Here is a 19,494-nt window from a genome sequence, read left to right on the forward strand (position 1 = left end):
GTTCCGCCCGCGGCGCGGCTGGTGCTGTTCAACGGCGGCAGCCTCGGCGCGCAGCGGCTGACGGAGGCGGCGCTCGGCCTCGCCGAACGCTGGCGCGGCCGGGCGGACGTCCGGCTGCTGATCAAGACCGGCCCGCAGGCCCTGGACGCCACCCGGCAGCGGCTGGCCGGGAGCGGCGGGGACGCCGTCGCCGAGGCGGTGCCGTACCTGGACCGGATGGACCTCGCCTACGCCGCCGGCGACATCGTGGTCTGCCGGGCCGGGGCCGCGACCGTGGCCGAACTCGCCACGGTCCAGGTGCCCGCCGTGCTGGTGCCCTATCCGCACGCGCCCGGCGACCACCAGTTCCATAACGCCAAGGTGCTCGCCGACGCGGGGGCGGCGCGGATCCTGCGCGACGAGGACACCGACGCGGACTCCCTCGCCGCCGTGCTCGATCCGCTGCTGGCGGAGCCGTCCCTGCTGGCCGCCATGAGTGTCGCCGCCACCGCGGGGACCCACGCGCAGGCCGCCGACCTGCTGGCCGACCGGGTCCGGCGACTGGCCGGCCGGTCCCACGACCTGAACCCCACCCTCGAAACGGAGCTCGCAGAATGACCGACACCACTGCCGCCACTGCCACTGCCACCACCGCCACTGCCGCCAGCGGCACCGCCGCCACCAACACGGACGCCTGGGCCGACCGTACCGTCCTGGTCACCGGGGCGGAGGGCTTCATCGGCTCGACCCTGGTCGACCTGCTGGTCGCGCGCGGCGCCCGGGTCCGCGCCCTGGTCCACTACAAGCCGTACGCCGAACGCGGTCACCTCGCCGGCCACCTCGGGAGCGACCGGGTCGAGATGCTCGCCGGCGACGTCCGCGACGCCGGCCGGGTCTCGGACGCCGTGGCGGGCTGCGACACGGTCTTCCACCTCGCGGCGCTGATCGGGATCCCCTACAGCTACGACTCCCCGGGCGCGTACGTGCACACCAACGTGGTCGGCACCCAGAACGTGCTGGAGGCGGCGCGGCGCCACGGCGTGCGCCGGGTCCTGCACACCTCGACCAGCGAGGTCTACGGCACCGCGCTCAGCGCGCCGATCGGGGAGGACCACCCGCTCCAGCCCCAGTCCCCGTACTCCGCCTCGAAGATCGGGGCGGACATGATGGCGCTGAGCTTCCACCATGCCTTCGAGCTGCCGGTCACCGTGGTGCGGCCGTTCAACACCTACGGGCCGCGCCAGTCCGCCCGCGCGGTGATCCCCGCGATCCTCGCCCAACTCCACTCCGGGGTCAGGGAACTGCGGATGGGCTCGCTCACCCCGACCCGGGACTTCACCTACGTCACCGACACCGCGGCCGGCTTCCTGGCGCTGGCCGACTGCGACCGCGCGGTGGGCGAGGCGGTCAACCTGGGGACCGGTCAGGAGATCTCCATCGGCGACCTGGCGGGCGCGCTGATCGCCGCCTCCGGCCGTACGGACGTCGAGATCACGGTCGACCCGGCCCGGCTGCGCCCGGCCGGCAGCGAGGTGCACCGGCTGCTGTCCGACAACGCCCGGGCCCGGACGTGGTCGGGCTGGCAGCCGGAGGTGCCGCTGGAGGAGGGTCTGGCCAAGACCTCGGCCTGGGTGGCCGAGCACCTCCACCTGTTCGACCCGAAGCGCTACGCGGTCTGAGAGCGGTGTGCCGCGGGCCCGGGACGGCGAAGTCCCGGGCCCGCGACGCGGGCGGCGCGCCCCCGCCGCGAGGGCGAGAGCGCGCCGCAACCGGCCTGTCAGTACTGGGTGCTGACGGTCACACCGCTGAAGTCGGTGTTGGCGTACAGGCTGATGTACCGGTAGCCGGCCGTGGGGTTGGTGACGGTGAGGGTCTGCGCGGTGCCGGGGCTGGTGGAGGAGGCGGTGAAGGCGGTGGGGGAGGCCCAGGTGTCGGCGTTGTAGTAGAGCGAGGCGTTGCCGGTGCCGCCGGAGCTGGCGACCTTGAGGGTGGTGGTGCCGGCCGGCAGGTAGACGTAGAAGTAGTCGAGGCCGCCGGCGGTGCGGGCCTGGTCGGGCCGGGAGCAGTTCTGGCCGAGCGCGTCGGTGCGCGGGTCGGTGCAGGTCGGCAGGGCGGTGCTGCCACCGGTGGTGACGGTGACCGAGGCTGGGGTGGCGGCGGTCTTGCCGGCGCTGTCGGTGACGGTCAGGGCCACGGTGTAGGTGCCGGGGGCGGCGTAGGTGTGGACCGGGTTGCGCTGGTCGGAGCTGCTGCCGTCACCGAAGGTCCAGTGCCAGGAGGTCAGCGAGGCCTGCGAGTTGGTCTCCACGGACTTGTCGGTGAGGGTGACGGTGGCGCCGTCGACGGACTGGCCGAAGAGCGCGGTGGGGCCGTCGGCGTAACAGGCACCGGCGGCACAGGCGTTCAGCCAGGTGTCGAAGTCGGCGTCGTAGGTGGTGCCGAGGCCGTTGTAGACCGCGTAGCCGCCCTGGTAGTCACCGGTGCGGAAGTGGCCGAGCATGTTCTGGACGTCGGCGGGGTGCTTCTCCAGCATGTAGCGGACGGCCAGGTAGCCCCACGGGTAGGTGCGCACCGTGTCCGAGTTGTCGTAGGTGTTCTGGAAGACGGTGCTCAGCTTGTACCGGTGGGCGGCGGCCTCGGCCATCGCCTGGGTGTCGGTGGTGCCGCGGTAGCTGTAGGACTCGTACTCGGCGACGCCCTCGATCCACCAGATGTCGGGGACGGAGATCTCGGTGCCGAAGTTGCCCTTCATGTCGTAGATGTTGTCGAGGTAGTGGGTGTACTCGTGGTTGAGGTTCCACACGTTGGCGGGGAAGCCGTCGTTCCATGACTTCTGGTACATCACCGACACGGGCTTGTTGTTGGGGTCGGTGACGTCCATGACGGTCTGGCCGCCGTTGTTGGTGGAGTTGTTGTAGATGGCCCAGGAGTAGGTCAGGTAGTCGGCCTGGTTCTTGAAGACGGCGAGGGTGATGGTCTTGCCGTACTGGCCGGGGATCGCTCCGTTGTCCTTGACCATGGTGTGGAAGAAGCCGTCCTCGCCGCGCAGGCTGGCGCAGACGGTGGCCAGGTCGGCGGCGGACAGGGCCTCGCCGCGGATGGTGCGGTTGTCGCACTCCAGGGTGTTGGGCAGTACGGCGGCGGTGAGCTTGCCGGGCAGGTCGCAGGTGCCGTAGGTGGTGCACTGCGCGCCGTCGTAGCGGTTGGCGTTGTACGCGGTGTACACGTACAGCGGGCCGGTGCTGCCGGTGACCGGGGTGCCGTCGAGGAGCTGCTTGACCAGCGGCCGGGCGAGGGCCGCGACGGAGCCGCCGTCGCCGGCGGTGCGGGCGAGGTCGTTGCCGGCGTTGACGTCGAGGAACTGGTTGGCGGTGCCGAGCAGGTCCTTGTGCTTCTGGGCGAAGTTCGCCAGGGCGGTGATCACGCCCGGGTCGGCGCCGATCGCGCTGACGTAGTCCGGGTTCCAGTTGGCCCGCCACAGCGGCGCGTACAGCACGGCGTTGACGGCCTTCACCATCTTGGGGAAGGCGTTGTAGCCGTTGTCGTAGCCGTTCAGGACCTGCTGGTAGACGGTCAGGTACTGGCTCTGGATGTTGGCGCTGTCGGTGAGCACCAGCACCTCGTTGAGCACGGTGCCGTTGGCGTCGCTGACGTCCTTCCAGTGCGAGCCCGCGAAGAAGGCGTCCAGGCCGGCCTTGACGGCGCCGGTGAGCGAGGCGTCGTAGGGGCCGACGGTGCTCGCGTTGTTGGACTGGACGTAGTAGCCGGCCCGCAGGAAGAGCACGAGCTGCAGCAGGTTCGCGGAGTTGTCGCCGGTGTAGTTCGCGGCCTGGGCCTTGAAGGCGTTGGCGACGGTGAGCATCTGCGACTGCTGGAAGACGTTGCGCGCGTCGGTGCCGGTGACGTTGAACAGCGTGCTGACGCAGTCCGTGGTCGAGCCCTGGACGAAGGAGACCAGGTCGGCGCCGCTGCGGGAGCCGAAGTCGGCGGGCGTGCAGCCGGCCGCGACCGGCGCGGCCTGGGCGGTCAGGGCGTGCTTGGCCGCCGCCGGGGTGGTCGGGTGCTGGGTGGTCTGGACGGCCGTGCCGGCGGGCTGGAGCGCCTGGCCGAGCTGCTCGGACGGGAGCGGTGCGGCGGTGCGGCCCAGCTCCTCGGAGGCGGGGGCGGCGACCTCGGCGCCGAACGGCTTCGGCGCGGCCGGGGCGTGGGCCGTGGGGGCCTGCGCCGTGGGGGCGGCGACGGTCGCGGTGGAGGCGGCGAGGGCGGGGGTGGGGAGCAGGGTGGCGGGGCCGGCGAGGGCGGCGGCCACCAGGAGCGGAAGGGATTGGCGCAGGCGCACTGCGGTGTCCTTGTCCTGAGGTGGGGGAGGTGACGCGGCGTCAGCCACGAGGCGGAGGGGGAGCTGACGTGTGTCTGTCACCGGAATCAGGGTCAGAACAATGTCACAGGTTATATGTCACGGCAAGAGTGTGCGCGGCGCCGGTTCCGCCCGCTCGCCAAGGCCCGGGACCAGGCAAGGGCCGCGTCACCGATGAACGGTGACCCTGGCGGCCCCGTCCCGCGGATCGGCTCCGTGCATCAGCTGTGGATCGGCGCCTGCGAAGGTCCTCCTGCCGGCCCGACCGGACCGACGGAACGCGAGGAGGGACCGTCACCATGGACGCGCAGCCGCCGTGGTTCCTCGGCGGCCTCGGCCGGTGGTGCGGCTGCGCTGCCCCCATGCGTCGGAGGCCGCCGACGGGTCGGTTCCTTCCGACGCATGGGGGATCGGTGCTACGCCTCGGGGGCCGCGTAGGTGCGGAAGGTGGAGGCGGTGCCCGGCCAGTTGGCCTGCTGCCAGCCGCGCAGTTCCGGGTAGGTCGCGTGGGCGGGCACGACCACGAGGCGCTCGTCGAACCACCGGGTGAGGAACTCGCGTCGGCTGCCCACCTCTTCGCGGGTGCGCCCGCTCAGCATGACCTGCCCGACGCCCTGGGTGGTGTCCTCCACCGCGTCCCCCGTCCGGAAGCCGTACGGGAGGTCGAGCCGGACGTGCTCGACCCCGGGCAGGGCGCGGATCTCATCGGGGGAGGGGTAACCGACCAGGATCCCGGGCCGGTTGGCGAGGAAGAGGGTGCTGACGCTCTCCGGGCGGACGGACGGCTTGAGGTCGGGGTCGATCCCCTCCGCGCAGCGGATGGCGGCTTCGCCCAGGTCCACGCCGAACTTGAACTCCACCGACTCCGAGATCAGCCCGCCGCCGGTCCGGGCGCCGCACTCGCCGAACAGCAGCCGGCCGGTGTCCGGCTGGTGGAAGAGCTCCATGTGGAACACGCCCTGCCGGAGGCCGAGGGCCCGCAGCGCCGCTGCCACGACCGGCCTCGCGAGGGCGAAGGCGGGTGCGTCCTCGGTCGGGTCGAAGCGTTCCAGCTGGAGCACCCGGTTGGCGTCGACGGCGGTCAGGCACGGCTCCAGATAGGTGCCCACGCTGAGGAAGCGGAGCTCCCCGTCGAAGACCACGCCGTCGGCCATCCACTCCTCGCCCGGCGTGAACTCCTCCAGGACGAAGGTGCGTTGCGGTACGCCGCGGCGCCGGTACTCCGCGCAGGTCGCGATCAGGTCGCCGCGCCCCCGGACGACCGAGGTGTTCCGGGTGCCCGCCCCGGCGATGGGCTTGAGCACGGCCTGGTCGAACTCGGGGACGGCGGAAGGGTCCAGGTGGTGGATGTCCTCGATGACCCAGGAGCCGCCGACGTCCAGGCCGGCCGCCGCGACGAGCTGCTTCTGCAGCCACTTGTCCCGGAAGTTCGGGGCGGTGTCCGCGTCCACGGCCGTCGGAAGGCCGAGGATCCGGGCGAGCGCCGCGGCCGTGACCAGCGCCTCCTCGTCCGAGGTCTGGAGGAACCGGAACGGGTGGTCGGCGGCTCCGGTGCGGCGCAGGGCGAGGAGGATGCTCTCGATGCTCGTCGGATCCTCGGCGAACACCCCCACGGCCCCGTCGGGGAGCGTCAGGTAGCCCCAGTCGTTCAGGTGCGGGCCGTGTACCACGTACGGGGTGATTCCGTTCCGGAGGCAGGCGCGCATCGCGTACGCGTCGGTGCCGATGAGCAGGGCCGAGGGCCGGTCCTGGGGCTGGTCCTGGGGCAAGACTTCTCCTTCGTGAGGGGGGAACCGGGAGGCGGGAGTTCGAAGACGGGCCTGCGAACGGGCCTGAGGACGGGCTCTAGAGGTCCGCGACCCGCCACACCCCGATCGACTTGTCGGCGAACCGGTGCTCGACCCGGGTGCCGTTCTCCTCGGTCAGGTAGACCTCGGTGCACCTCTCGTCGATCACCCGGAACGGCTCGGGCAGCAGGAAGGGCGCCCGCCGGAGGTTGAGCGGGCGCCAGCCGCCCGCCTCGGTGGCGGCCTCGTTCTCGGCCCGCCCGGTGAAGGTGGTCGTCGCGAGGTAGGTCGAGCCGCTGCGGCGGACGTTCTCCAGTACGCGGTGGACGTCGTCGTCGCCGAGGTGCACCAGGCAGTCGCGGGAGAACACCAGGTCGACCCGGGGCAGCCGGTCGCGGGTGAGGTCGACGACCCGGAACTCGCGGTCGGCGCGGGCGAAGAGCGCCCGGTTGCGCTCGATCACGGCGGGGACGATGTCCGCGCCGATGTAGCGGTCGACGCCCAGGTCGACCCTGGACATCCAGAAGAAGTCGCCGCACGGCGCGTCGAGCAGGCTCCGGACTCCGAGGTCGGCGAGCAGGGACGGCAGTTCGGCCCGCAGCGCGGCGGTCTGGGCCAGGTTCGACCCCAGGCCGGAGCGGGACTCACCGTCCTCCTCGCCCTCGTCCCCGGAGACGCTGTCCTCGGTGAGGGTCCAGGCCCCGCTGGAGTAGATCCGGGCGAAGGTCTCCTGGAGCGAGTCGCGCGGCGGCCCGGCGGATGCCGGGGTCGCCGTGGAACCGGGGCCGCTCTGCTCCTCGATGGTGTCGGTCATCGTTCCTCCTCGGTTGTTCGGATGGATCCCGGTACTGCTGCCGGGGCTGGTTCAGGACGGTCCGGTCCCGCCGTGGCCGTCGGCTCGTACGGCAGGGTGCGGACGCCCGGGACGGTGAGGACGACGGCCGCGGTCGCGGCGACCAGGCAGGCCGCGCCCAGGAGGACGGTGCCGGTGCCTACGCGGTCCGCGATCGGGGCGGCGACCGCCAGGCCGAGCGGGAGGAAGACGAAGGACCCGAAGGCGTCGTAGGACATCACCCGGGACATCGACTCCGCCGGCACGTGCTTCTGGAGCGCGGTGAGGAAGGTGACGTCGTTGAGGCTCATGCACAGGCCGGTGACCGCCATCGCCCCGGCGGTGACGGCGACCGGCGCGGTGCAGGCGAGGCTGATCAGGGAGGGCACGATTCCCAGGGTGCAGAGCACCGCCGTCTGCAACGGCCGCCGGGGCCGCAGGCGGATGGCCAGCAGGCTGCCCGCGACGAATCCCACCGCCTGGGCGGTGAGGACGGCGGCCCAGGCGGACGCGCCGCCGAGGTGCTCGTCGGCCTCGACCGGCCCCAGGACGACGAAGCCGCCGCCGATGCACACGTTCACCAGGGCGAGCTGCGCCACCGCCGTCCAGAGCCAGGTCCGGCTGCTGAACTCGCGCCACCCGTGTTTGAGTTGGGAGAAGATGCCTTCCTCGGCGGGCGAGGTCCGGTCCGCCGCGCCGGTCGGCCGGACACCGGCCAGCAGGGCCGCGGACAGCAGGAAGGTCGCCGCGTCCACCACCAGGGCCCAGCCGGCGCCGAACAGGGCGACCAGCACACCGGCGAGCGCCGCGCCGCCGATGCTGCCGGCGTTCATCGACAGCTGGACCAGCGCGTTGGCCGACTGGATCCGCTCGGCGGGCACCAGTTGCACCGTGACGCTCCGGGAGGCCGGGGTGAACAGCGCGGTGGCGGCGCCGCCGACCATCGACAGGGCGACCAGGCCGGCCACCGAGTCGGTCCCGGTCAGCACCAGGACCGCGATCGCGCCCTGGGCCGCGCCCGCGACCAGGTCCGCCCAGACCATCACCCGGTGCCGCGGCAGCCGGTCGGCCAGCACTCCGCCGTAGAGCAGGAACGCGACCTGGGCGGCGAGCCGCGCGGCGGTGACGATCCCGAGGGTCGTGCCCGAGCCGTCCGGCATGCCGAGGACGGCGAAGGCCAGCCCGACCGGCGCGATCGCGTCCCCCAGCAGGGAGACGGAGCGGGCGGAGAACAGCAGGAGGAACGAGCGCTCCCGGAGGATGGAGAGATCGGTGTGCAAAGGGTGCCTTTCGCTTTTCCCTCGGCGGTATCGGGGAACCGCCATGCCCGGTTCCGTCAGGCCTGGTTCGCTCGCGCCCGGTTCCGTCAGGCCTGGTTCGCTCGCGCCCGGTTCTGTCACGCCCGGTTCGGTCGCGCCTGGTGCCGTCACGCCCGGTGCCGGCCCGGCTGGCCGCCGGGCGGCAGGGACAGGCGGTCGCGGGTCGCCGAGAGCCGCTCCAGCGGCACCGGGGCGGCCTTCCAGGGGCGGTGCAGGTGGTCGCCGGCCGTCCGCGGCACCAGGTGGACGTGCAGGTGGAACACGTCCTGCCAGCCCGCCTCCCGGTTCGCCTGGAACAGCGTCAGGCCGTCCGGTGCGAGGACGTCGCGGATGCGTGCGGCCATCCGGTGCACGGTGGCCATCACCGCGGCGGCGTCCTCCGCGGTGATCTCCCAGAGGTCGGCGGCATGGCGTTTGGGGATCACCAGGGTGTGCCCGTCCATGACCGCGGTGATGTCGAGGAAGGCGATGGTCAGCTCGTCCTCGTGGACGACGGCGGCGGGCTGGCGCCGCTGGACGATGGCGCAGAAGACGCAGTCCGCGGGCCGTGGGTGGTCATCCGGGGTGGGCTGCGTGCGGTCCGCCATGGCGGGCTCCCAGCGGATCGGGGGGCCGGCGGTCGGTGCGGGCGTCATCGCCGGACCCGGTCGGACAGTTCGGCGAGCGTCGTGGCGGTGCGGGACAGCGGGAAGCGCGCGCTGTTGACCAGGCCGGCGGCGGCCAGGCCGGCCAGCCGCTCCGGTGCGTGGGCGAGCTGCTTGAGGTGGTCCCGGAGCGCCGTGAGGTCCCCGAAGTCGATCGGCAGCGCGGTGCGGCCGAGCACCTCGGTCAGGCCGGGCACGGGCTGGTAGGCGACCGGCAGGCCGCAGGCCTGCGCCTCGATGGTCACCAGTCCGAACGCCTCCAGCCGGAGCGAGGGGACGATCAGGAGGTCCTGCCGGCCGAACTCGCGCCACAGCTCCTCCCGGGACAGCCAGCCGAGGTAGCGCGCCCGGGTCAGGTCGGAGCGCGCGGCCAGGGCCGTGAACTCCGCCCGGGGAGCCGCCACCGAGAGCTCGACCCCGTCGAAGCCGGTCACCGCCTCGATCAGTCCGGAGGTGGCCTTCTCGGCTGTCAGCCGCCCCGCGTAGAGCACCCGCAGGGCGCCCGCCGCGCGGTCGGTGCGGTCGCCGGGCCGGGCGGGGCGTTCGGCGAGCAGCCGGTCGGGGACGCCCCAGGGGATGTGCACGATCCGGTCCGCCGGGACGGAGGTGAGCCGGCGCAGCCGGTCCGCCATCGCCGTGGTGGGGACGACGACGGCGTCGGCCGACGCCGCGGTCTCCCGGAGGACGGCGGCCTGGGTGGGGTGGTCCGCCGCGAACAGCAGGTCGGTGCCGTGCACCAGCGCGATGCTCGGCCGGTCCGGGAAGACCTGCTGCAGGGCGGCCGTCGCGCCGAAGGCCAGGTGCTGGAGGTGGAGCACGGTGGGGTCGGCGGCGGCGAACCGGTCGCGGACGGCGGCGCCGAGCCGGTCGACGTAGGACCAGAAGTCGGGCCCCGAGACGGCTTTGCCGGTCACCGGGAGCAGCGCGGGTGAGCCGTGCCCGTCGGTCGTCGGCGCGTTCTCCCGGGCGAGCATGAAGACGTCCGCGGGGATGAGCGGGTCCGGTCCGCCGTAGAGGTCGCGCAGCAGCTCCACGCTGCCGCCCGGGCTGTCCGGCGGGAGGTCGATCCCGGTGAGGATGGTCACGCGAGCTCCTCGTACAGGCGAGAGGTGTCGATGCCGCTGGTCCGGGTGTACTTCCGGCCCATGTGCTGGTAACTGGCCGTGGAGCCGAGGGTCTTCAGGAAGATGATCTTCCCGAAGGTCATGCCCGGGTAGATCCGCACCGGGCGGACGACGCGGATCTCCAGCGTCCACCGGATGGCGTGGCCGACATGGCCGAGCGGCGCCGAGACGTGCACCCAGACGCCCAGGGCGCCCACGGTGCGGTCGCCGTTGATCATCTGCGCGAACAGCTCGGAGTGGGTGCGCTCGTGGGTGACCCCGAGATAGAGCTTGCCCGGGACCAGGACCATTCCGTCCGGTGGGATGGCGTGTTCGACGAATTCCGAGGAATGCGCCGCGTCGAGTTCGGAGTCGCACACCCGGATGGTGTCGCCGAGCCGCCAGTCGTAGGCGTTCGGGGATATTCGGCGCGGGTCGAACGGCTCGATGACGATATCGCCGGTGGCGACCGATCTGGCGATTTCCGCCCGGGTGAGGATCACGTCTGCCCCAACTTGTCCCGCCAGTAGCGCGATTCCTGGGGGCCGACCGCCCCCTGGTACTTTCCGGAATAGGGTTCGATCTCGCCGAGCGTGTCGAAGAACATGATCTGCCCGATCTTCATGCCCGGGTAGACGCGCAGCGGCCGGACCGACGACAGCATCAGCGTCCACTGGCCGTGGAAGCCGATGTCCCCGATCGGGGCGGTGATCTCCACGAACAGTCCGAGCCGGCCGACCGAGGAGCGGCCGAAGAGCAGGGGCACGAAGACGTCGGAGCCGACCTCCTCCACGGTGTGCCCCAGGTACAGCTCGTCCGGCCGCAGCACGAAGCCGTCGGAGTCGATCTTGACGGCGTCCGTCGGGTTGGGCCGGTACGCGTCGATGACGTCGCCCGAGTAGGTGATCAGCGTTTCGCCTAGGCAGACGTTGTAGCTGTTCGGGTTCACCTGGTCCCGGTTGAAAGGGGATATGGAGATCCTGCCGTCGTGGGCGGATTCGATGATTTCTGGTCCGGTCAGGATCACTAGTTGCTCCCACTCTTCCAGCATGTTCGGGAAAGCGGCGGACGGGTGTCAACGGGATTCTTCCGGCCCGTTTTCCAGGATGCTTGCCAGTATGTCCGGGCAGGCTTCATACTCATTCCCCATGAAACACGTCATAGCCCTTGATGTGGGCGGAACCGGAATCAAGGCCGCCCTGGTCGGAATCGACGGGGAGCCACTGCACCGCACCAGCCGGGAGACGCGTCGTGAACGCGGTCCCGCCGCCGTCGTGGCGTCCGTCCTCGACTTCGCCGCCGAACTGCGCGCCGAGGGCGAGCGCCGCTTCGGCGAGTCCGCGCTCGCGGCCGGCGTCGCCGTGCCCGGCATCCTCGACTCCGGCACGGGCACGGTGGTGTACGCGGCCAACCTCGGCTGGCGCGACGTCCCGCTCGGCACGCTGCTGGCGCAGCGCCTGGACGGCGTGCCGGTCGCCTTCGGCCACGACGTCCGCACCGGAGGGCTCGCCGAGCAGCGGATCGGCGCCGGCCGGGGTGTCGACCGGTTCGTCTTCCTGGCCCTCGGCACCGGCATCGCCGGCGCGATCGGCCTCGGCGGGCGCATCGAGCCCGGCGCGCACGGAGGCGCGGGCGAGATCGGCCACATCGCGGTTCGCCCCGGTGGCCTTCCCTGCGCCTGCGGCGGCCTCGGTTGCCTGGAGCAGTACGCGTCGGCGGCGGCCGTCGGACGGGCCTGGGCCGCCGCCTCGGGCCGACCGGGCGCGGACGCGGCCGACTGCGTCCGGGCGTTGCAGGACGGCGACTCCCGTGCCCGGGAGGTCTGGGACGGCGCGGTGGCCGCGCTCGCCGACGGACTGGTCGTCACCGTCACCCTGCTGGACCCGGCCAGGGTGATCATCGGAGGCGGACTGGCCGAAGCCGGGGACGCCCTGTTCGGTCCGCTGCGCGCCGCGGTCGAGGAACGGCTCACCTTCCAGCGGATGCCGGAGATCGTGCCGGCCGCGCTCGGCGACGCGGCCGGGTGCCTGGGCGCCGGCCTGCTGGCCTGGGACCTTCTCGACACCCGCACCGGTTGACGGCCTCCGTTCCCTCGCCGTCGGCCTGACGCGGGAGCGGCAGGCCGACGGCGGTTCCGGCGCGCGGTGCCGACCGCCCATCAGGCCCCCGCCAGCGCGGAGAGTTCGGACCGCACGGACTCCTGCTCCCAGGCCTCCCGGTCGCGGAGGTAGAGCGGTCGGTCCGCGGTGATGGACCGGGTCTCGGCGCCGCCCGGGGTGAGCCGCCAGCGGACGGAACCGGTCACCGGACGGGCGCAGAAGTCCATGAACGACTGGGCGGCCGCGCGCAGTTCACCGAACCAGCGGCCCTCCAGCCCCTCCCGCAGCCACACCTGCTCCAGGTGCATCTTCTCGCGGATGGTCTCGGCCGAGAGCACCGCCGTTTCGAGGTGCCGGTAGCTGCGCAGCAGGAGCCACGCGGCCGGCATCTCCCGGATCTCCAGGACCTTCTCACCTCCGCCGAGGTGCTCCAGGCCGCTGTAACGCCCGAGGCCGAAGGCGCCGACCCGCCGGTTCAGTTCGCCGATCAGCCGGACCAGGGGCAGCTCGACGCCGTCCACCGCCACCGGGGTGCCACCCTCGAAGCGCACCTCGATGCCGTCCTCCACGGCGCCGGGCCGGCGCGCGCTCCAGCGGAACATCTGCTCCGGCACCGCGTGCTGCTCGGGGTCGTCCAGGATCCCGGACTCGAACTCGCGGCACCACAGGTTCGAGTCGCCGCTGACGACGCGCTCGCTCATCTGGGCGAGCCCGGCCTCCTTCAGCTCCTGGCTCTTGACCTCCCGGCTCACCGGGTCGAGGTCGTACGGGCTGCCGTAGGCGCCGTCGAACCCCAGCAGCTCCAGTGCTCCGTTGAGCCTGCGCATGGTGTTCTGGGAGCGGTTGGCGGTGTGCAGGACGGCCGACGCCCCCAGGCGCCGCGCCAGCTCGACGGCGAACCGCGCGATCAGCGGCCGGCTCAGGGTGGAACTCACCGGGTGGGTGCCCAGGTAGACCGCCTGGCTGATGACGGCGGCCCGCACGAACTCGTCGGCGAAGGCCTGACGGCCGTCCACGATGTGCAGCCGGACGCCGAGTTCGTCGGCGATCTGCCGCTTCTGCTCGCTGGTCTCGTCCTCGCCGAGGTCGACGCTGAGCGCGTGGACCTCCCGGAACCCGGCGTTCTTCAGTCGTAGCAGCAGGAAGCTGCTGTCGAGCCCGCCGCTGAAGAGCGTGACGACGGGGGCGTCCGCGGGCAGGGCGTCGGTCGTGAGGTGGCGGAAGGAGCGGATCAGACGGTGGCGGCGTTGCATGCTGGTCCTTCAAGACGTGGTGCGGGGACGTGGTTCGGTGCGGGCGACAGCCGTCGGGTGGCCCTCAGCCGTCGGATGACCCTCAGTCGTCGGGTGCCCTCAGTCGTCCGAGTAGGTGCTGAAGGAGGAGACGGAATCCGGCCAGTTCTCCTGCTGCCAGCGGCGCAGTCCGGGGTAGCCCGCGTGGGCGGGGACGACCAGCAGGCGCTCGTCGAACCACTGGGTCAGGAAGTCGCGGCGGCTGCGGAACTCCTCCCGGGTGCGGCCGCTCAGCACGACCTGGCCGACGGCCTCGGTGGTGCTCGCCAGCGCGTCCGACATCCGGAAGCCGTACGGGAGTTCCAGCCGCAGGTACTCGACGCCCGGCAGGGCTCGCACCTCGGCGGGGGTCGGGTAGCCGACCAGGACGCCGGGGCGGTTGTTGAGGTAGGTGGAGCCGACGGTGTCGGGGCGCACCGAGGGCTCGATCCGCGGATCGGCCCCCGCGGCGCAGCGGAGCGCGGCCACCGCGAGGTCGACACCGAACTTGGCTTCCACCAGCTCGGGTTGGAGCAGGCCGCCGGTGCGGGCCGCGCACTCGCCGAACACCAGCCGTCCGGTGTCCGGCTGGTGGAAGAGCTCCATGTGGAAGGTGCCGCGCTGGAGGCCGAGCGCCCGCAGAGCCGGCTCGACGACCGAGCGCGCCAGCTGGTAGGCGGCGGCGTCGGCGGTCGGGTCGAGCACCTCGACCTGGAGCGCCCGGTTGAAGTCCACCGTGCTGAGGCAGGGCTCACCGTACGTGCTCACGCTCAGGAAGCGGAGTTCCCCGTCGAACACCACGCCGTCGGCGATCCATTCGTCGCCCGAGACGAACTCCTCCAGCACGAAGGTGCGTTGGGGCATGCCGGTGCGCCGGTACTCGGCGCACTTGGCGATCAGCCCGGCGCGGCCCTCGACGACCGAGGTGTTCCTGGTGCCGGCTCCGGCGATCGGCTTGAGCACGGCCTTGCCGAACTCCTCGACGGTCGCCGGGTCCAGGTGGTGGATGTCCTCGATCAGCCGGGATCGGGTGACCTCGATGCCGGCCTCGGCGAGCGCCCGCTTCTGCAGCCACTTGTCCCGGAACCGTACGGCGGTGTCCGGGTCCACGGCGACCGGGGCGTCCAGGATCCGGCCCAGGGCCGCCACCGTGACCAGGGCGTATTCGTCCCCGGTGTGGACGCAGTCGAACTCCCGGTCGGCGAGGCCGGCCCGGTGCAGGCCGAACAGGACGCTCTCCACGCTGGAGGTGTCCTCGGCGAAGACGGCCTCGACCCCGTCCGGGATCCTGATGAACCCCCAGTCGTGCAGGCCGGGACCGTACACCACGACGGGCTTGATTCCGGTCCTGAGGCAGGCGCGGATCAAATATGGATCCGCGCCGATGATCAGGGCCGAGGACTGGTTCTCAGACATGAGGCTTCCTTTGGAATCGGGCCTTCCAGCCGCAGGGGGTCATGCGTCGATTCGGAAGTGCAGTGCTACGGGCACTACCGGGACGGGGAATTCGCCCCCGTGGAATCCCTCGCGAATACCCGGGCGAGTGATTTCAGGAGTGCGCGGGAGCCGTCTCTCGTCGCGGGCCCGGCAGGTTGCGGCGGACAAGCGAACCCCCCGGTCGGCTTCGGAACTGTGGCGTCGCAGCTCTTGATCCATAGTCCATGACAAGTCGGCGATGTGCAATGGCACATTACACATCGCACTGATGGTGCAGGGTTATGGGAGAGTTTGAACCGTTTTGGCAGGCGAATCCACGAGGTGAACCGGGGCTTGGGAGGCTCGACGGGCCCTCGTCGGCGGACGGTTGACGGATCGTCGGATCACCTGCCCTCGGTCGGCGGGAAACTCCGGCGATCGGGGTGATTGGTATGGATCGGGCATAGCGCATGATTGCCGGAATTCCCTGGGAGAGGGTGGCGGGACATCGCCGGATTGCTTAGGCTCCTGGGGGTTCCGACGCCGGAAACCCGTTCCGGCGGTAACGAACGCCGAGGGAATTCCCGGGTGTCCCAGGGGCGGTGCCGTCGGAGGCGCCGTTCGAGCCCGGAGCCGATCAGGACATTGATTCCGACGATCCCGCTCCGAGTGGCCGGAACCTCGCCGAGAGCGATACCGCCCGCCGGCTTCCAGGATTCACGAACGCCCGTGCGGCGCCGGCCTCGGACTCATCAGCACGAATTCCGCGGTGCCGTGTCCACCGGCCCGGTCATCGCACGAGAGGACGGAGTCAGCCAGTGATTCAGCGGAACGACGGGCCGACCGGGGCCGGGCCGACCACCCTGCACGCCCTGTTCGAAGAGCACGCGGAGCGCGCTCCCGACCGGACGGCGGTGGTCGCCGACGACGGGACCCTGAGCTACGGCGAGCTGAACGCCCGGGCGAACCGACTGGCCTGGCGGCTGCGTGACGTGGGCGTCGGCCCCGACACGCTCGTCGGCATCTGCGTCGAACGGTCCGCGGAGATGATCGTCGGGCTGCTGGGCATCCTGAAGGCGGGCGGCGCGTACGTCCCGATCGACCCCGGATACCCCGCGGAGCGGCTCGACTTCATGCTGCGGGACAGCGCCGTCCCGGTGCTGGTGACCCAACGCCGACTGGTCGACCGCCTCCCCCCGCACCAGGCGGCGCTCGCCCTGCTCGATGACGACGAGGACCCGGCCCGTCCTGCTGGCAACCCACCCGCCGTCGGCCGGCCCGATCTCGCCAACGTCATCTACACCTCCGGATCCACCGGAACGCCCAAGGGCGTGCTGGTGCCGCACCGCAGCGTCCTGAACCTGGTCACGGACCAGGGCTACGTCTCCATCGGGCCGCAGGACCGGGTCGCCGCGCTGGCCACGCTGTCCTTCGACGCCTCGACCTTCGAGATCTGGGGGCCGCTGCTCAACGGCGCGACCTGTGTCGTCTACAGCTTCGGCGGCGTCGACCCGTCCGCGCTCTGCCGGCGGGTCCGCGAGGACGCCGTCTCCGTCCTCCACCTGACCAGCCCCGTCTTCCGGCTCCTGGAGCCGGCGCACTTCGCCGACCTCTCCGGCGTGCACACGCTGCTGTTCGGCGGGGACTCCGTGCGCGCGGACGTGGCGGACCTCGCGAAGAAGTCCTTCGGGGGGCGGCTGGTCCACCTCTACGGGCCGACCGAGACGACGGGCTTCGCCACCCACCAGGACGTCCGGGCGATGGCGCCGGACGCGACGATGATCCCGATCGGCCGGCCGATCGACCGGGTCAGGATCCGGGTGCTCGGGCCGGACGGCGAGGACGTCCCGGACGGTGGGACCGGCGAACTGTACATCGGTGGCGCCGGGATGACCCGCGGCTACCTCGACCGGGCCGAACTGACCGCCCAGCGATTCGTCCCGGACCCGCACGGCGACACCGACGGGCCGCTGTACCGGACCGGGGACCTCGTCCGGCGGGGCCCGGACGGCGCCCTGCGGTTCCTGGGCCGCGCCGACCGGCAGATCAAGGTGCGCGGCCACCGGATCGAGCCGGGCGAGATCGAGGCCGTGCTCACCCGGCACCCCCTGGTCAACGACGCGGTCGTGGTGGCGCGGGACGACGGCGCGGGGGACAAGCGCCTGGACGCCTATGTCGTCCGCTCGTCCGCGTCGACCGGACCGGGTACGGAGGGCGGGCCGGAGTCCGTCGCCGGGCTCACCACCGAGCTGCGCCGGCGGATCGCGACGGCGCTTCCGCCGTACCAGCACCCGGCCTCGATCACCGTGATCCCGGCGATCCCGCTCACCACGAACCTCAAACTCGATCCGGCGAGGCTGCCGGCCCCCGCCGAGGAGCGCGGCGACGCCTCGAACCCCGCGACCGCCCCCCGCGACGCGCTGGAGGCGCAACTGGCCGAGCTGTGGCGCGAGATGCTCGGAGTCGCGGAGGTCGGGATCGACGACGACTTCTTCACGCTCGGCGGAGACTCCATCTCGGCGGTGCGCGTGGCCACGGCGGCGACCCGGGCGTCCGGAGTCCGGATCACCGTGCGCGACGTCCTCGGCTCGCCGACCATCCGCCGGCTCTCCCAGCTGGCCTCCCGTGCGACCCGGCCACCGGGCGGCGCTCCGGAGCCGAGCCCGACCGGGAGCCCGGCATGAGCGGCGGCGCGGTGGTGAGCGCGCCCCTGACCAGGGCGCAGAAGTTCCAGTGGTTCCTGGAGAAGGGGCTGGCCGAGGGGCTCCGCCGGCTCCCGGCATCGACCGACGAGGCCGCCGCCCGGCGGCTGGTACACGCCCTGGAGGCGCGGTTCGAGATCCTCCGCACCTCGCTCGCCGTCATCGACGGTGAACTGCGGCAGGTCGTCCACCTGTCGGGCTCCCCGGTGGAGGTGGTGGACCTCGTGCCGGGCGGCACCGTCCACCAGGGCATGGCCGACCTGGTACGGGAGTTCACCGCGCACGTCCACGGCCGGCTCGGCCGGTTCCTCGTGCAGTTCCGGCTGCTCCGGGAGGACGGCCGGTACTGGCTGGCCGTGGTCGCCGACAACGTGGCCGTGGACGCCGGCTTCCACGGCGTGGTGGAGCAGGCGATCACCGAGCTGCTGGGCGAGCCGTCCGACGGTCCGGCCACCGACGTCCTCCAGGGGCGCCCGGGCATCCAGCCGGCCGAGCAGGCCCGCCGCGAGACGGACCCGGGCGAGGACGCCGAACGCGCCAGGGCGCTCGACTACCTGCGGGAGCACTTCTCCTCCGCCCCGGCGCGGCTGCATCCGCACCGTCCGCCCGCCGCCGGCGAGGAAGGCCGCTACTACCGGAGCACGCTCACCCTCCCGGGCGCGGACGGCCTCTTCGCCGGGGTCATGGCCCGGGCCGGACTGCTGCCCTCGGCGGTCGTGCTCGCGGCCTTCGCCCAACTGCTCTGCGGGCGCAGCGACACCGACGGGTGCACGGTCAACGTGTCGCTGGACAACCGCCACAACGCCGACCTCCGCAGGGTGCTGTGCGCCACCGCGCAGCGCTCTCCGGTGGCCCTTCCCGGCCGGAGCCGGAGCCTGCTGGAGGCCGCCGACGAGGTCCAGCGGACCCTGGCCGAGGGACACCCCGCCTACGGCCGGTACGACCCGTTCGACCTGATCGGCGAGCGGATCGAGGCCCAGCACCGCCGAGGCCTCTGCCTCTCCACCGACCTCGCCTTCAACTTCATTCCACCGCCCCAGGGATGGGCGGAGCTGCTCGAAGCCGAACAGGGCGGCAGCGACCGGACCGGCTCCGGGATCAGCTGGGCGGCCACCGACGAGACCTCCTACGAGTACGGGGTGAGCCTGTCGGTCCGGTGGGCCGACCCGCGGACCGTCCGGCTCTCCGTCCACGGCGACTCCCGGGTCCTGTCGCCCGAGCAGTGCGCGGCGCTGCTGCGCGGCATCGAACTCGTCCTGACCCGGATCGCCGCGGGGCAGGACTGCGCGCCCGAGGACGTCGCCGCCGAGGTGGGCCTGGTCCGGGTGGACCGCGGCCCCCGCGAACAGCGGGCCGGCGGGCGGTGGATCGACCTCGGGGCGATCGAGGAGCGACTGCGCTCCCTGCCCGGGGTGGCGGAGGCCGCGGTGGCCCTCGCGCCAGGCGGCGCGCCCGGCGCCGCCTGGCTGACCGCCCGGGTCACGCCCGTCGACGGCACCGTGCTCTCCCCGCTCGACCTGCGGGAGGAACTGCTCGGAGCCGTCCACACGGGCGAACTCCTGGCCGTCCCGGAGCGGTTCGAGATCGACGGCGGCGAGGCCTCCGACGGCCGGGCGACCACCCGCCGGCCCCCCGTCACCGCGGCGGAGGGCACCCTGCTCGGCATCCTGGCCGAGTCCGGTCTCGTCCCGGACCCGGACCTCGACCTCTGCTACGTCCGCGCGGGCGGACGGCTGGAGCGCTACCCGCGGTTCGCGGAGCTGATCAGCCGCAGCGGCTACCGTCCGCCCGGCTTCACCCGGGTCAGCGGCATGACCACTCTGCGCGGCCTGGCCCGGGAACTCCGCCCGTCCCCTCCCGCCGGGAGCCGGCCCGCGGCACCACGGGCTGACCCGGAGCCCGACGGCAGCGCGCCGTAACCGCCCGGAGCCCGACGGCAGCGCCGGAACAGCCCGAACCCCGACCCACCGAACCATCGGAGCACC

15 protein-coding genes are annotated in these 19,494 nt (G+C 72.4%); 5 read left to right on the plus strand and 10 right to left on the minus strand.

What is annotated here, in order from left to right:
- On the plus strand, window positions 1–597 hold a 597-nt coding region (locus BG452_RS41120; RefSeq protein ID WP_317621477.1), incomplete at its 5' end, for a UDP-N-acetylglucosamine--N-acetylmuramyl-(pentapeptide) pyrophosphoryl-undecaprenol N-acetylglucosamine transferase.
- On the plus strand, window positions 594–1,658 hold the full coding sequence (locus BG452_RS41125) for an SDR family NAD(P)-dependent oxidoreductase (protein WP_188309476.1): 1,065 nt from the start codon (window positions 594–596) through the stop codon (window positions 1,656–1,658). The genes BG452_RS41120 and BG452_RS41125, both read left to right, overlap by 4 nt.
- A gap of 98 nt (window positions 1,659–1,756) precedes the next feature.
- Here the strand turns inward: BG452_RS41125 and BG452_RS41130 are convergent, their stop codons facing one another.
- The 8 genes from BG452_RS41130 to dcd form a co-directional block, all read right to left on the minus strand.
- On the minus strand, window positions 1,757–4,318 hold the full coding sequence (locus BG452_RS41130; protein ID WP_188309477.1) for a collagenase: 2,562 nt from the start codon (window positions 4,316–4,318) through the stop codon (window positions 1,757–1,759).
- A 434-nt stretch (window positions 4,319–4,752) separates the two neighbouring features.
- Window positions 4,753–6,105: a hypothetical protein gene (locus tag BG452_RS41135; RefSeq protein WP_188309478.1), complete on the minus strand. Its 1,353-nt coding sequence runs from the start codon at window positions 6,103–6,105 to the stop codon at window positions 4,753–4,755.
- A gap of 76 nt (window positions 6,106–6,181) precedes the next feature.
- Window positions 6,182–6,937: a class I SAM-dependent methyltransferase gene (locus BG452_RS41140; RefSeq protein WP_188309479.1), complete on the minus strand. Its 756-nt coding sequence runs from the start codon at window positions 6,935–6,937 to the stop codon at window positions 6,182–6,184.
- Window positions 6,934–8,235: an MFS transporter gene (locus tag BG452_RS41145; protein WP_188309480.1), complete on the minus strand. Its 1,302-nt coding sequence runs from the start codon at window positions 8,233–8,235 to the stop codon at window positions 6,934–6,936. The genes BG452_RS41140 and BG452_RS41145 overlap by 4 nt, the downstream gene beginning before the upstream one ends.
- 146 nt (window positions 8,236–8,381) lie before the next feature.
- Window positions 8,382–8,861 carry an HIT family protein gene (locus BG452_RS41150; protein WP_188309481.1) on the minus strand — a complete coding sequence of 160 codons (480 nt, stop codon included), beginning with the start codon at window positions 8,859–8,861 and terminating at the stop codon, window positions 8,382–8,384.
- A 44-nt stretch (window positions 8,862–8,905) separates the two neighbouring features.
- Window positions 8,906–10,003, minus strand: coding sequence for a glycosyltransferase family 4 protein (locus tag BG452_RS41155; RefSeq protein ID WP_188309482.1), 1,098 nt, complete (start codon window positions 10,001–10,003; stop codon window positions 8,906–8,908).
- Window positions 10,000–10,524 carry a dCTP deaminase domain-containing protein gene (locus BG452_RS41160; protein ID WP_188309483.1) on the minus strand — a complete coding sequence of 175 codons (525 nt, stop codon included), beginning with the start codon at window positions 10,522–10,524 and terminating at the stop codon, window positions 10,000–10,002. The genes BG452_RS41155 and BG452_RS41160 overlap by 4 nt, the downstream gene beginning before the upstream one ends.
- On the minus strand, window positions 10,521–11,048 hold the full coding sequence (dcd, locus tag BG452_RS41165) for a dCTP deaminase (RefSeq protein ID WP_188309484.1): 528 nt from the start codon (window positions 11,046–11,048) through the stop codon (window positions 10,521–10,523). Before dcd ends, BG452_RS41160 begins: the two co-directional genes overlap by 4 nt.
- A gap of 121 nt (window positions 11,049–11,169) precedes the next feature.
- Between dcd and BG452_RS41170 the strand changes: the two genes are divergently transcribed.
- The gene (locus BG452_RS41170; protein ID WP_188309485.1) at window positions 11,170–12,099 is read left to right on the plus strand and encodes an ROK family protein; all 930 of its coding nucleotides are present in this window, start codon (window positions 11,170–11,172) and stop codon (window positions 12,097–12,099) included.
- An 80-nt stretch (window positions 12,100–12,179) separates the two neighbouring features.
- On the opposite strand, the gene BG452_RS41175 is transcribed toward BG452_RS41170, so the two are convergent.
- Both BG452_RS41175 and BG452_RS41180 read right to left on the minus strand, forming a co-directional pair.
- A complete protein-coding gene (locus tag BG452_RS41175; RefSeq protein WP_188309486.1) occupies window positions 12,180–13,373 on the minus strand; it encodes an argininosuccinate synthase-related protein in 1,194 nt (397 codons plus the stop codon).
- 99 nt (window positions 13,374–13,472) lie between these two features.
- On the minus strand, window positions 13,473–14,807 hold the full coding sequence (locus BG452_RS41180) for an acetyl-CoA carboxylase biotin carboxylase subunit family protein (RefSeq protein ID WP_188309487.1): 1,335 nt from the start codon (window positions 14,805–14,807) through the stop codon (window positions 13,473–13,475).
- A gap of 818 nt (window positions 14,808–15,625) precedes the next feature.
- On the opposite strand from BG452_RS41180, the gene BG452_RS41185 reads away from it, so the two are divergent.
- Window positions 15,626–17,491: a non-ribosomal peptide synthetase gene (locus tag BG452_RS41185; RefSeq protein WP_188309488.1), complete on the plus strand. Its 1,866-nt coding sequence runs from the start codon at window positions 15,626–15,628 to the stop codon at window positions 17,489–17,491.
- On the plus strand, window positions 17,488–19,428 hold the full coding sequence (locus BG452_RS41190) for a hypothetical protein (RefSeq protein WP_188309489.1): 1,941 nt from the start codon (window positions 17,488–17,490) through the stop codon (window positions 19,426–19,428). The genes BG452_RS41185 and BG452_RS41190 overlap by 4 nt, the downstream gene beginning before the upstream one ends.
- The last annotated feature ends 66 nt before the right edge of the window (window positions 19,429–19,494 follow it).

The organism is Streptomyces sp. CBMA123, assembly GCF_014596465.1.
GTDB lineage: Bacteria > Actinomycetota > Actinomycetes > Streptomycetales > Streptomycetaceae > Kitasatospora.

What these genes read in the sequence shown, in the direction of transcription:
- BG452_RS41140 (WP_188309479.1), bottom strand. Translation starts at nt 6,937, where the DNA reads ATGACCGACACCATCGAGGAGCAGAGCGGCCCCGGTTCCACGGCGACC.
- BG452_RS41125 (WP_188309476.1), top strand. Translation starts at nt 594, where the DNA reads ATGACCGACACCACTGCCGCCACTGCCACTGCCACCACCGCCACTGCC.
- BG452_RS41180 (WP_188309487.1), bottom strand. Translation starts at nt 14,807, where the DNA reads ATGTCTGAGAACCAGTCCTCGGCCCTGATCATCGGCGCGGATCCATAT.
- BG452_RS41170 (WP_188309485.1), top strand. Translation starts at nt 11,170, where the DNA reads ATGAAACACGTCATAGCCCTTGATGTGGGCGGAACCGGAATCAAGGCC.
- BG452_RS41175 (WP_188309486.1), bottom strand. Translation starts at nt 13,373, where the DNA reads ATGCAACGCCGCCACCGTCTGATCCGCTCCTTCCGCCACCTCACGACC.
- BG452_RS41190 (WP_188309489.1), top strand. Translation starts at nt 17,488, where the DNA reads ATGAGCGGCGGCGCGGTGGTGAGCGCGCCCCTGACCAGGGCGCAGAAG.
- BG452_RS41150 (WP_188309481.1), bottom strand. Translation starts at nt 8,861, where the DNA reads ATGGCGGACCGCACGCAGCCCACCCCGGATGACCACCCACGGCCCGCG.